This window comes from Streptomyces polyasparticus (assembly GCF_014493765.1).
GTDB classification, from domain to species: domain Bacteria; phylum Actinomycetota; class Actinomycetes; order Streptomycetales; family Streptomycetaceae; genus Streptomyces; species Streptomyces polyasparticus.
The window spans coordinates 72,573-84,947 of sequence record NZ_JACTVJ010000029.1; the positions used below are offsets into that span (position 1 = coordinate 72,573).

The following is a 12,375-nucleotide window of genomic DNA, read 5'->3' on the forward strand; positions in this document are numbered from 1 at the left end:
GGGGCGTACGGAGTGCGGTCGGATCGCGTGCAAGGCCCCCCGGGAAGGCGGCCGTTGGGCCGGAATGCAGTGCGAAGATAGGCGTGCTGTTGACTGCCGTCAATAATGTGCCCAATATCAGTGGGCCGCGATACTGCTGCTCTGGCCGCCGCGGCCTCTCCTCACGACCTCTTAGGAGCAGAAACGGTGAACGCTGCACTGGACGACGACCTTCCGGCCGGGCGCGCGGGCACTGCGACCCTGCGCCCGCAGTCCGTGATGCTGACCTTCCTCGGCAATTACGTGCTCGGCCGCGACGTCGCCGTGTTCTCCGGCAGCTTCATCGACGTCTTCGCCCGGCTCGGCGTGGGCGAGCACGCCCTGCGCTCCACGCTGACCCGGATGGCGGGCCGGGGTCTGCTCTCGCGGCACCGGCGCGGCCGCCGGATGTACTTCGGCCTCACCGAGCGCTCCGCCGAGATACTCCGCGACGGCGAGACAAGGGTCTGGCAGCGCGGTCCGGTCAACGACGACTGGGACGGCGCCTGGACCGTACTCGCCTTCTCGCTCCCCGAGTCCTGGCAGCGCCAGCGGCACGATCTGCGCGCCCGCCTCGTGTGGTCCGGCTTCGGCATGCTCGGCAACGGCATGTGGATCGCCCCGTCGGGCGTCGACGTGGGCCCGGTCGTCGACACCCCGGAGCTCGCGGGCCGGGTCAAGGTCTTCTCCGGTGTGGCCCAACCCCCCACGGACGTCGGGCAGATGGTGCGCGACGCCTACGACCTGGACGGACTCGTGGCCGGCTACAGCGACTTCCTGCTCCGCTGGGACCTGCCGGACCCGGCCCCCGACGCGGCGGACGACCTCGTCCGCTACCTGCGCCTGCTCACGGAGTGGCTGCAGATCGTACGGGTGGACCCGCGCCTGCCCGTACAGCATCTGCCGGCCGACTGGCCCGCGGCCCGCGCCCAGGACGTCGTCCACCAACTCCGCAGCCGCTACGAGCAGCCGGCCCGGGAGATCGTCGACCGGACGTGCGAGATCGTCGAGTTGGACTGAGCGTCCCGGATCGCTAGACGAGCGGCTGCTGCCCCGGCACGCCCGCGCGATCGCCCGGCTGCCAGCCGAGGGTCCGGGAGATGCCGCGCGCCGCGACCTGCACGGCCGGGATCAACGCCCGCGTCGGAGCACCGTCGGCGTGCACGACCACGGACACGGCCGCGATCACATCCCCGCCAGGCCCGCGCACCGGCGCCGCCACCGACAGGGCGTCGTCCGTGATCTGACGGTCGCTCACCGCGCAGCCGGTACGCCGCACTTCCGCGAGCATCCGGCGCAGCCGCCCGGGATCGGTCACGGTGTACGGGGTGAAGGCGACCAGCGGCTTGCCGTAGACCTCCTCCTGCAGTGCGGCGCCCGCGTACGCGAGCAGCACCAGGCCGACCCCGGTCGCGTGCAGTGGCCAGCGGGCGCCGACCTGGCTGAGCACACCGACGGCGGTGCGCCCGGAGATCCGTTCGATGTAGACCACGTCCGCCCCGTCGCGGACGGCGAGTTGGACGTTCTCGTGCGTGGCTTCGTACAGGTCCTCGAGAAACGGCTGGGCGGCCTGGCGCAGCGCCACCCCACGGGGAGCCAGCGCGCCGAGCTCCCACAGGCGCAGCCCGATGCGGTAGCACCCGGACGCATCGCGCTCCAGCGCTCCCCAGCGGGTCAGCACCCCGGCCAGGCGGTGGGCCGTGGCCAGCGGCAGGCCGGCCCGGCGGCCGATCTCGGTGAGCGACAGCGCAGGGTGCTCGTGGTCGAAGGCCGCGAGCACGTCGAGCAGGCGGTCGGCGGCGGATCTGGGGCTTTCGGGGCTGCGGCTTTCGGGGCTGCGGCTTTCGGAGGTTCGGCCTTCGGACTTACGGCCTTGGGGGCTGCGACATTCGGACTTACGGCCTTCGGAGCTGCGGCCTTCGGACGACTGCACGGGTCAGCCCTTGCTCCGCTCGGCGACGCGCAGCAGGAGCGCGTGCAACTGCTCGCGTTCCTTGGCGTCGAGCGGATCGAGCAGTTCGTCGGTGACGCGGCGGCCGGCCTTGTCGGTGTCGCGCAGCATGGTCCGCCCCGGGTCCGTCAGGACGACGACTCGGCGGCGCCGGTCCTCGGGGGACGGCCGGCGTTCGGCGAAGCCCAGCCGCTCCAGGTCGTCCACGAGACTGACGATGGCGCTCGGGTCGTAGCCGAGCCGGTCGCTCAACTCCCGCTGCAGCGCGCCCTCGACGGTGGCCAGATAGCGAAGCAGCGCATAGTGCCGCAGACGCAGCCCCGACTCCTCGAGGGTGGCGTTGAACAGCCGCCCCGACCGCAGGCCCAGGCGGTAGAGCAGATAGCCCGTGTCGGCATGCAGGGCGCGCATCCAGGGCGCGTCCCCCTCTGTCTCAGCGATGTCGTGCTCCCCGGTCCGGTCCGCTCGTGGGCGGGTGTGCGTCCGGCACCAGCATGACGTAGACCCAGGCCCGTCACAATCATTGACGGCAACAATGATTGTAGTTAGCTTCCTTTCCGCGAACCGGTCGGGGACCTGCTCCGGCCGTCTTCCCGACGCTCCTCCGTGGCACCGATGCACCTGATGGCTTCCTCATGACTTCTTGATGAAGGGACACCAGCTGTGCCGAACGCCCCCATCGATCTGGCCGGAAAGGTCGCCGTGGTCACCGGCTCCGGCCGTGGCCTGGGCCTCGCGTACGCCACCGCGCTGGCCAGATCCGGCGCCGCGGTCGTCGTCAACGACCTCGACGAGGAGGCCGCCGCGCAGGCTGCCGAGTCGATCACCGAGGCGGGCGGCCGAGCGGTCGCCGAGGCCGTCGCCGTCGGCAGCGCCGAGGCCGCCGACCGCCTGGTCGCCCGCGCCGTGGACACGTACGGGCGCCTCGATGCGATGGTCACCAACGCCGGCATCCTGCGCGACCGCGTGCTGTGGAAGATGACCGACGAGGACTTCGACGCCGTGCTGACCACTCATCTGAAGGGCACGTTCACCTGCGCCCGTGCCGGGGCCGTCCGCATGCGCGAGCAGGGCGAGGGCGGCAGCCTGGTCCTGGTGGGCTCGCCGGCGGGGCAGCGCGGCAACTTCGGGCAGACCAATTACGCCGCCGCCAAAGCGGGGATCGCCGCGATGGCGCGTACCTGGTCCATGGAGCTGGCCCGCTCGGGCATCACCGTGAACGCGATCGTGCCCGTCGCCGCCACCGCCATGACCGAGACCATCCCCGCCTTCGCGCCGTACGTCGAAGCCCTGCACGAGGGCCGCCCGCTGCCGGACTTCCTGCGCAAGGGCGAGGGGTTCGGCACGCCCGAGGACTGCGCCGCGCTCGTCCCCTTCCTCGCCTCCCCGGCCGCCCGCGACATCACCGGCCAGTGCATCGGCATCGGCGGCGACAAGCTCGCCCTGTGGTCCCATCCCCAGGAGACCGCGATCGCGTACGCCGACGGCGGCTGGAGCCCCGAGTCCATCGCCGCCACCTGGCACACCTCGGTCGGCAGCCGCCCGGAGAGCGTCGGCATCCCCGCGCCGAGATTCCCGGAGCATCCCGCGTCCGGACACTCCCCTTCCGGGCCCGCCGCGTCCGGACACTCAGCCTCCGGCTCCTGAAGGAGAGCGCCGATGCGCAACGAGGGAATCGGGTCGTGGCCCGCGCGCCGGGCCCGCAAGACTCCGCACCGCACCGCCCTGCTGTACGAGGGCGCGGCGACCACGTACGCCGCCCTGTACGAGCGCACCACCCGCCTCGCCCATGCCTTGAGGGCAGCGGGAGTTGAACGCGGCGACCGCGTCGCCTACCTCGGCGCCAACCACCCCTCCTTCCTGGAGAGCCTCTTCGCCACCGGCCTCCTCGGAGCGGTCTTCGTGCCGCTCAACACCCGCCTGGCCGCACCGGAGATCACCTACCAGGTGGCCGACTCCGGCGCCCGGCTGCTGCTCCACTCCCCCGCGTATGCCGCCACCGCCGAGACCGTACGCGCCGAGACGATGCCGATCACGCTCCTGCCGACCGGCGGAGACGCATACGAGGAGCTGCTCGCCTCCTCGTCCCCGCAGCCCATCGACGAGTCCGTCGCACTCGACGACACCTGCATCATCATGTACACCTCGGGGACCACGGGCCGCCCCAAGGGCGCGATGCTCTCCCACGGCAACCTCACGTGGAACGCCGTCAACGTCCTGATCGACCACGACCTCATCGCCGAAGAGGTCGCGCTGGTCTCGGCCCCGCTCTTCCACACGGCCGGGCTCAACATGCTCACGCTGCCCGTCCTGTTGAAGGGCGGCACCTGCGTCCTGGTCGAGGCCTTCGACCCGGGCGACACCTTCGATCTCATCGGGCGCCACGGCATCACGTTCATGTTCGGGGTGCCGGCGATGTTCGACCGGATGACCCGCCACGCACGCTGGCCGGTCGCCGACCTGACCTCGCTGCGGATCCTCACCTGCGGCGGATCGCCCGTCCCCACCCCGCTCATCGCCACGTACCAGGAACGCGGTCTGACCTTCCTGCAGGGATACGGGATGACGGAGGCGGCGCCCGGAGTCCTCTTCCTGGACGCGGAGCACGCGGTCAGCAAGGCGGGCACGGCCGGTGTGCCGCACTTCTTCAGCGACGTACGGGTGGTGCGCCCCGACCTGACGCCCGTGGACACAGGCGAGACCGGCGAGGTGATCGTGAGCGGCCCGCATGTCATGCGGGGCTACTGGGACCTGCCCGCGGACACCGAAGTCGCCCTCAGGGACGGCTGGTTCCGCAGCGGGGACGCCGCCCGGGTGGACGCGGACGGCTATGTCACCATCGTCGACCGCATCAAGGACATGATCATCTCGGGCGGCGAGAACATCTACCCCGCCGAGGTCGAACAGGCCCTGCTCGCCCACCCCGACATCGTGGAGGCGGCCGTCATCGGCGTCCCCGACGACAAGTGGGGAGAGGTGCCGCGCGCGGTGGTCGTCGCCCGCGAGGGCGCCGCCATCGATCCGGACGAGGTCCGTGCCCGTCTCGTCGGCCGGCTCGCCGGCTACAAGATCCCGAAGTCGGTCACGGCCGTGGCCGCCCTGCCCCGCACGGCCTCCGGAAAACTCCTCAAGACCCGACTCCGCCACGAATACGGCAGCTGAATCCCTTTGCGCCCGGGCTGACGGAGGTGACGGAGGTGACGGAGTCACTCCTCCACAACCGGACGGACATCCTCCCAAGCCGGCGTCCCGATGAAGCGGCACCGGAACCCGGCGACTTCAGTGCAGCGGGTGGATCCGCTGATGCCGGCCGGGAGGAGCAAAGCTCAGCCCATTCTCGTCGAGTGCGTTGAAGACCGTCACCCGGCCCGTCTCGAAGACGAAGCTGATGTCCACGTTTCCCTGAGCCATATCCCGGACTGCCCACTCGAGCAGTTCGACGCCTGCGAGGCGCAGACCCCGCAGAGCCGGAAGTCCGGGAAGGGGATCGGCACGCCACTGCAGGTCGAAGTCGGGCCACCGGACAGGCGCACCTGGGTCGACCGTGTTCCACGTGAGGGAGAGATCGTCGAACTTCTGATGGTTGATCTCGACCTGCTCGCCGTCGAAGTCGAACAGGACCGGGCCGTCGCAGAACCACTCGTCGTCCTCACGGTCCCAGACCATCCAGACACACGTCAGTGTCCGGCCGGCCAGACCGCGCAGCCGATGCGCATGCGCTCGCACGAGGTCACTGCGGCCGTTCAGCCACAGCGGTTCGTAGCCCGCGATGCCGAAATCGAACATTGCCTCATCGTGCCAGAGCCCCTGCCCTCAGCGAATCGCCCAAGGCCCGTTGTGCACACCCCGAAAGGCGCGGTCAGCGGTAGACCCTGCCCGGTTCGACGACAGCCGGGTGCAGCAGTTGGGAGACGGTGACGAAGGCATCACGGTCCAGAGCACCTGGGCCAGCCCGAGATCCTTCATGACCTTCGAGACGCGCCGGTCGGTACGTCCCTCCGGCGGCCGCATGAGCGTGGGCGCACGGCCGGTGATGTCCGTGATCGCCCGCTCGGTGCGCCCCATCTCCTCCCGTATCTGCGCGTCCGTGACATCGGTCAGCCGCGGGTGATTCCACGTGTGGTTGCCGGTCGGCTCACCCGGATTCCCGTCGAAGGTCAGCGCAATGCACTTCTGCCGTCGGCAGTCCACCGCGCCCGGCGCAGTGGCGGCCCTGTCCAGAGCTTGCGCACGTACGGTGTCCGGCGCGATCGGCACCACGGCCGAGGAGAAAGCCGAGACCAGGCCGGCGACCAGGGCCATCAGGACGGCGAACCCCATGGGCGGCACGAGCCGAGGCAATGTCCTGCGTATGTGCATGTGCGCGTGCTCCCTGCAAGCGGATCGGTCGCTTCCGGGCTCGCCACACACCATGCACCGCACGCCGGCGGCGACCCCTCTGCAAGAGGGGGAATCAAATAGGAACGTTCCACGCATTCACGGTGATTCGGAACACTCCGGCGTCCATCCGGTCTCCTGATCCGAAGCGGCGAGCGGAAACGCCCGACCGCCGCACAGCAACCGCATACCGCATGCACCCTTCGACCGGCCCCGGTCGAAGCCCCTCAGGTCAGCCCCGCAAGCCGGAACCCCTGGACCGTCTGCGGACGCAACCGCAGAAACGTGTCGTGCGGGCCGTGCATCCAGCCCGCCAACGCCCGTCGGTAGTGCGCGACTTCGTGCGGCTCGGTGACCAGGTCGTACGGGCCCGTGGCCGTGACCGTCCAGCCCGCGCCCGTCGCCGCGTCGGACTCGTCCACGTGGTACGAGAGCGCCGGCGGCAGCGAGCCGGCCGCCACCGGAGTGCGTACCACCAGGCGGCCGGTACCCCACAGGTGCCGGGCGGGCCGGATCACGGGCAGGTCCCGCTGCAGGTATACGAGGCGGCCCTGGGTGCTCCCTTCGAGCAGCCAGAGCGCTTCTGCGCCGGAGACCTCGGTCATCCGCGGGGTCGTGTCACGGGTGATGCTCATCGGGCTGGTTCCTCCCTGGCGTGAACTGCCGTCTGCTGAACGGGAAGGGCGCGCAGGAAGCCGCCGCTCTCCAGGTGGGTGCGGGCTCCGGCGATGGCCTCGGGCGTCGTGGCATACACACGCCCGTGGGCCTCGAGCAGTTCCAAGGCCCCTACGGACGCGAGGACTTGCCGGTGTCCGGGCCGAATGCCCGTGGTCATCACGGCGATGTCGCGCCGGTTGAGTTTCCGCACGGCGTCCTTGAGGACCAGGGCGCCGGTCGCGTCCATCGTCGTGATCCGGGACATGCGCAGGATGACGACCCGAACGTCGGCGACCTCCGCGAGTTCGAGCAGGAAGCGGTGCGCTCCGGCGAAGAACAGCGGTCCGTCGAGCCGGTAGGCCACGATGTGCTCGGCGAGAAGCGCCTGTTCCTCGGCGGTGTACTCCCCGCGGTCGAGCGGCACTTGGTCCATACGGGCCTGCTTGGCCACCGCGCGCAGCGCGAGGACTCCGGCGACCACCATGCCGATGATGACGGCCTGGACGAGGTCGAGGGCCAGCGTGGCGGCGGCGGTCAGGACGAGGATGACGGCGTCCGAGCGCGTCGCCTTCGTCATGGCGCGCAGGGAGCCCACCTCGACCATCCGGATCGCGGTCGCGAGCAGCACGCCCGCGAGTGCGGCGAGCGGGATCCTGGACACCAGGGGCGCGGCGGCGAAGACGATCACCGCGAGCACCGCGGCGTGGGTGAGCGCGGCAAGCCGCGATGACGCTCCGGTGCGGACATTGACCGCGGTACGTGCGATGGCGCCGGTGGCCGGCACTCCGCCGAACAGCGGTGCGGCGATGTTCGCCAGGCCCTGACCGAACAGCTCGCGGTCCGGATCGTGGCGCTGTCCGACGGTCATTCCGTCGGCGACGGACGCGGACAGCAGGGACTCCAGGGCGGCGAGTGCGGCCACCGCCACGGCCGAGGGCAGCAGCGTGCCGAGGGAACCGAGGTCGAGGAAGCCGAGCGACGGAGCAGGCAGCCCGGCGGGCAGATCGCCGATCGGCGGCGCGCCGTCGAGACGGAACACCTGGGCGACGATCGTGGCCGCGATGACGGCGACGATGGAGAACGGAATCGTGGGCCGGAGCCGGGCGCCGGCCAGCATCACGACGGCCACGCCCGCGGCGAACGCGACGGCGGTCCAGTTCGGGGCCTGCGCGAATTCCTCCACGGCGCGCCAGGTCACGGCGAGGATCTGTTCGCCCTCGGGCTTGTCCAGACCCAGGGCGTTCGGGACCTGCTGCAGGCCGATGACACCCGCGATGCCGAGAGTGAAGCCCTCCACGACCGGGGCGGGCACGTATTGCATGTACTTACCGGCCCGGCCCACCGCGAGCGCGACCAGCAGCAGCCCGGCGACCAGGCCGACCGTCAGCACACCGCCGGGCCCGTACGCCGCCGCGATCGGCACCAGGACGACGGTCATCGCGCCGGTCGGCCCGGACACCTGCAGATTCGATCCGCCGAACACCGCGGCCAGCGCTCCGGCGACGACGGCGGTGGCCAGGCCCGCCTCCGCTCCGAGTCCGGAGGAGACGCCGAAGCCCAGCGCGAGCGGCAGCGCCACCACGGCGACCGTGAGGCCGGCCAGCAGATCGCGGCGCGGATGACGCCGTACGTCCGCGAGATCGGAGCGTCCGGGCAGCAGCGAAGCCACCCGGCCCGCCAGGGACCGGGTGCACGAAAGCACGCTCATGAACGGGCGACCTCGGACTCCCGCAGTTCCTCGAGGAGTTCGTTCTGCCCGGCGATCATGTCGGTGAGGATCCGGCGGGCGGCCCGCATCAGATCGGCGACGTCCCCGCCCGCGAGCGCATACACGACCGTGGCCCCCTCACGCCGCGAGTGGACGATCCCCGAGCGGCGCAGCACCGCCAGCTGCTGCGACAGCGCCGAGGGCTCCACCTCGATCGCGGTCAGCAGCTCGCGTACCGGCATCGGCCCGTCCTGCAACAGCTCCAGAACCCTTATCCGTACGGGATGACCGAGCATCCGGAAGAACTCGGCCTTCGCCTGATACAGCGGTACGGACACGTACGGGACTCCTCGCCGGCTGGGCACAACGACCTCAGCATGTATGGACTTGCGAAATTTTGCAATTCATGGACTGCATTCACTACGCTGGCCCCGTGAACGAAACGCTTCCCCCCTGCCCCCAGTGCGCCGGCGCCTACACCTACGAGATGGGCGCCCTTCTGGTCTGCCCCGAATGTGCCCACGAGTGGTCCCCCGCCACCGCCGGCGCAGAGGAAGCGACCAACGCCGGGCGCGTGGTCAAGGACGCCGTGGGCAATGTGCTCTCCGACGGCGACACGGTCACGGTCGTCAAGACGCTGAAGGTCAAGGGCAGCCCCAACGGCATCAAGGCGGGCACCAAGGTCCGGGGCATCCGCCTGATCACGGACGGCGTCGACGGCCACGACATCGACTGCAAGGTCGACGGCTTCGGCGCGATGCAGCTCAAGTCGAGCGTGGTCAAGAAGGCCTGACGCACGGGGCCCGCCTCTGCTCGGCCGGATCCTGTCTGCTCGGCCGGGGCATTGTCGTACCCCCGGTGTAGCGTCCGGTCCCCCTCGAAGTTCATGCCCTGCGTCGACCCAGGATCAGGATGGCGATGACCATGACGATGACGGTGACGACAGAACAGACCGGCCGCAGTGTTCCGAGCCGTCCGGCGAGCGTCGAACTCGACGCACTCAAGGCCGCCCTGGACCACCAGCGGGAGCATGTGGCCGGGATCCTCGAAGGGCTCACCGAGGAGGAGCTGCGCCGGCCGATGCTGCCGAGCGGCTGGAGCTGCCTGGCCTTGGTGCGCCACCTCACCCTGGATGTGGAGCAATTCTGGTTCGCCGGTGTGATCGCGGGCGAACCGGATGTGGCCGGACAACTCCTGGCAGGCACCGAGGCGCACTGGTGCGTACCGGACGGGATGAACGCCGCCGAGGTCTTCGCCGACTACCGTACGGCGATCGCCCGCGCGGATTCCGTGCTCGCCGACGCCGATCTCGACCAGGAGCCCGCTGCCTGGCCCGTGGAGATCTGGCCGTCCTGGCGGCTGCCCGACGTGCGGCGCATCCTGATCCACGTACTGACCGAAGTGGCCTGTCACAGCGGCCACTTGGACGCGGCGCGCGAACTGATCGACGGCACCACCTGGCTCGGCGGCAACCCCTACGCCGGCTAGCCCGGCATGCAAGGACCGGAATCGGAGCGGTGGGATCCCGGTGCGCGGATTGGTCAAGCTCCGCGCACGCGCGAGGATGGACCGCATGTCAGTCACGTTTGGGTGGATGCGATGCGCCAAGGACCGGCCGCTGCGGCACAGGCCGAGGAGGTCTGCACGGTGAGCGCGCCGCTGTACCAGCTGAAGGCCGAGTTCTTCAAGACGCTCGGCCACCCGGCCCGGATCCGCGTCCTCGAGCTGCTGAGCGAAGGGGAGCACGCGGTCGCGGAGCTGCTGCCCGAGGTCGGCATCGAGCCCGCTCACCTCTCACAGCAGCTGGCGGTGCTGCGCCGCGCGAACCTCGTCACCACGCGCAAAGAAGGATCGAACGTCTACTACTCGCTGACGAGCCCCCAGGTAGCCGAACTGCTCAGGGTCGCCCGCTCGATCCTGTCCGGCGTCCTGGCGGGGCAGGCCGAGCTCCTGGCCGACCTGCGCGCCGCATCCCCCGACGCGAAGCCGCCCGGCTGAGGGCCCCCTGATCGGCGGCCACCTTCTGGCGCGAGGGATTGCGCCATGACGACGGTGGAAGGTGGCCGTCTTCTTTTCGTTCAGCGCACGTCGACGGTGGTCATCATGCCCCCGTCCTCGTGGTCGAGGATGTGGCAGTGGACCATCCAGGCGCCGGGCTTGTCGAAGGTGACGGCGACGTCCACGTACTGCCCGTACGGAATGTCGATCGTGTCCTTCCAGATCTCACGGTCCTCCGGTGTGCCGTCGTGGTCCAGGACGCGGAAGTGGGCGCCGTGCAGGTGCATGGGGTGACCCATCCGGTGCATGCCGTCGTTGCGGAAGCGGATCCTGTACGTGCGTCCGCGCTCCAGGTCGAATCGCCCGGTCTCCGGGAAGACTTCGCCGTTGATGGTCCAGCGGTGGCCCGACATCCCCGCCATGTCGTCCGAGAGCGTCATCTCGACATCGGGGTTCCTGGCGTTCAGGCCCGGCGCGAGCGAGGTCGTGGGCGGCGGTGTGAAGGGCGAGGCGGCCGGCTTCGCGCCGGAGGCCGTGTACGTGATCGGGATGCGCAGGCCGGCGTCGCGTTCGTTGGTGATGGCGAGGTTCTTGTCCGTACTGTCCGTCATGGCCAGCTCGACGTCGTAGCGTTCGCCGGGCGCGATCTCCAGGCTGCGGGTGGTGTACGGCTCGGGCAGAGGCGCGCCGTCGGTGTGGGTCACGCGCACGCCGACCGGGAAGCGCATCACCTGGGTCCTGGCGGACGACGCGTTGATCAGGCGGAGTTTGGCGATCTGCCCGGTGGCCAGGGCGAGCGGGGAAATGTCCTTGCCGGTACGCCCGTTGACGGTGTCGACGTCGCCGACGACCTCCATGTGTCCCACGTTGCCGCCGGCCACCCAGTCGTCGAGGACCAAGATCTGGTCGAGGTCGTACTCGGCGTCGGCGGGATCGCGGACGATGAACGGCGCGTACATGCCCTCGTCGACCTGGTCACGCACGGGCCGTTCGTGCGAGTGGTACCAGTAGGTCCCCGCCGCCTCGGCCTTGAAGCTGTACGTGTGGTCGGTGCCGGGTTCGATCAGGAGGCCGGGGCCGTCCTGCTCGTTGGGCACGCTCATGCCGTGCCAGTGGATGTTGGTGGCGGTGCCGGTGCCGTTGGCCACGTCGAGGCGGACGGTGTCGCCCGCGTCGACGACGATCGGCAGGCCGGCGCCGAGGGCAGCGGTCTCGGGGCGGGCCGCGTCCGTGTACACGTACCGCTTGATCTCCTTGCCGCCCACGCGCATCGACCGGGACTCGATGGCCAGGTCGATGTCCTTGTGCGACGGGCTGTTGGTGATGTTGTACGCGTCGGTGGCGGGCAGCGGCAGGTCGGCTGCGGCGTCCGGTGCGCCCGCAGCCGAGCCGCTCGAACCGGTCGAGCAGGCCGACAGGACGGTGGCCGCGGTGACCGTGGCCACGGCCAGGGCGACACGTCGTCGGCCTCGTGGCTTCACGGTCCGCTTCTTGCCGTCGGCTTGAACCGCCGCAGTGCCGGCGAGATCGCGGCGGGTCTGGTGAAGCGTGGTCTTCTTGGTGCTCATGCGCGGGTCTTCTTCCGGTGTGCCGAAGCGCGCCGCGTGGCCGACGGGTTCGGCCGCGGTGCGTGGTGGGGAGATCACCGCTCACCGGGACAGGGCTC

General features: G+C 70.3%; 14 protein-coding genes. 6 read left to right on the forward strand and 8 right to left on the reverse strand.

What is annotated here, in order from left to right:
• Positions 1-186 precede the first annotated feature (186 nt).
• A complete protein-coding gene (locus H9Y04_RS40230; RefSeq protein WP_308801848.1) occupies positions 187-1,038 on the forward strand; it encodes a PaaX family transcriptional regulator in 852 nt (283 codons plus the stop codon).
• A gap of 13 nt (positions 1,039-1,051) precedes the next feature.
• Here H9Y04_RS40230 and H9Y04_RS40235 read toward each other — a convergent pair whose 3' ends face one another.
• Together H9Y04_RS40235 and H9Y04_RS40240 are read right to left on the reverse strand one after the other, a co-directional pair.
• On the reverse strand, positions 1,052-1,807 hold the full coding sequence (locus H9Y04_RS40235; RefSeq protein WP_214662144.1) for an IclR family transcriptional regulator: 756 nt from the start codon (positions 1,805-1,807) through the stop codon (positions 1,052-1,054).
• Positions 1,808-1,954: 147 nt separating this feature from the next.
• Complete coding sequence (locus tag H9Y04_RS40240; protein ID WP_187819203.1) at positions 1,955-2,380, reverse strand: MarR family winged helix-turn-helix transcriptional regulator; 426 nt, start codon at positions 2,378-2,380, stop codon at positions 1,955-1,957.
• Positions 2,381-2,632: 252 nt separating this feature from the next.
• On the opposite strand from H9Y04_RS40240, the gene H9Y04_RS40245 reads away from it, so the two are divergent.
• Entirely contained in the window at positions 2,633-3,616 is a 984-nt protein-coding gene (locus tag H9Y04_RS40245) for an SDR family NAD(P)-dependent oxidoreductase (protein WP_308801850.1), read from the forward strand.
• 12 nt (positions 3,617-3,628) lie between these two features.
• The gene (locus H9Y04_RS40250; RefSeq protein WP_187819204.1) at positions 3,629-5,131 is read left to right on the forward strand and encodes an acyl-CoA synthetase; all 1,503 of its coding nucleotides are present in this window, start codon (positions 3,629-3,631) and stop codon (positions 5,129-5,131) included.
• Between the two features lie 117 nt (positions 5,132-5,248).
• Here the strand turns inward: H9Y04_RS40250 and H9Y04_RS40255 are convergent, their stop codons facing one another.
• The 5 genes from H9Y04_RS40255 to H9Y04_RS40275 all read right to left on the reverse strand — a co-directional run bounded on the left by H9Y04_RS40255 (position 5,249) and on the right by H9Y04_RS40275 (position 9,049).
• Positions 5,249-5,755: a hypothetical protein gene (locus H9Y04_RS40255; RefSeq protein WP_187819205.1), complete on the reverse strand. Its 507-nt coding sequence runs from the start codon at positions 5,753-5,755 to the stop codon at positions 5,249-5,251.
• 27 nt (positions 5,756-5,782) lie between these two features.
• Positions 5,783-6,328: a polysaccharide deacetylase family protein gene (locus H9Y04_RS40260; RefSeq protein WP_236072030.1), complete on the reverse strand. Its 546-nt coding sequence runs from the start codon at positions 6,326-6,328 to the stop codon at positions 5,783-5,785.
• A gap of 245 nt (positions 6,329-6,573) precedes the next feature.
• A complete protein-coding gene (locus H9Y04_RS40265) occupies positions 6,574-6,981 on the reverse strand; it encodes a pyridoxamine 5'-phosphate oxidase family protein (protein WP_236072031.1) in 408 nt (135 codons plus the stop codon).
• Entirely contained in the window at positions 6,978-8,711 is a 1,734-nt protein-coding gene (locus H9Y04_RS40270) for a SulP family inorganic anion transporter (RefSeq protein ID WP_187819206.1), read from the reverse strand. The genes H9Y04_RS40265 and H9Y04_RS40270 overlap by 4 nt, the downstream gene beginning before the upstream one ends.
• Positions 8,708-9,049 (reverse strand): ArsR/SmtB family transcription factor, encoded by a 342-nt coding sequence (locus H9Y04_RS40275; protein WP_187819207.1) that lies wholly within the window; start codon positions 9,047-9,049, stop codon positions 8,708-8,710. Before H9Y04_RS40275 ends, H9Y04_RS40270 begins: the two co-directional genes overlap by 4 nt.
• A 95-nt stretch (positions 9,050-9,144) precedes the next feature.
• On the opposite strand from H9Y04_RS40275, the gene H9Y04_RS40280 reads away from it, so the two are divergent.
• From H9Y04_RS40280 to H9Y04_RS40290, 3 genes are all read left to right on the forward strand, one after another.
• Positions 9,145-9,504, forward strand: coding sequence for a zinc ribbon domain-containing protein YjdM (locus H9Y04_RS40280; RefSeq protein ID WP_308801854.1), 360 nt, complete (start codon positions 9,145-9,147; stop codon positions 9,502-9,504).
• 131 nt (positions 9,505-9,635) lie between these two features.
• Positions 9,636-10,199, forward strand: coding sequence for a DinB family protein (locus H9Y04_RS40285; RefSeq protein ID WP_438818213.1), 564 nt, complete (start codon positions 9,636-9,638; stop codon positions 10,197-10,199).
• Positions 10,200-10,358: 159 nt separating this feature from the next.
• Positions 10,359-10,709 (forward strand): ArsR/SmtB family transcription factor, encoded by a 351-nt coding sequence (locus H9Y04_RS40290; protein ID WP_187819273.1) that lies wholly within the window; start codon positions 10,359-10,361, stop codon positions 10,707-10,709.
• 80 nt (positions 10,710-10,789) lie between these two features.
• Here the strand turns inward: H9Y04_RS40290 and H9Y04_RS40295 are convergent, their stop codons facing one another.
• A complete protein-coding gene (locus tag H9Y04_RS40295; protein ID WP_187819209.1) occupies positions 10,790-12,277 on the reverse strand; it encodes a multicopper oxidase family protein in 1,488 nt (495 codons plus the stop codon).
• Positions 12,278-12,375 lie beyond the last annotated feature (98 nt).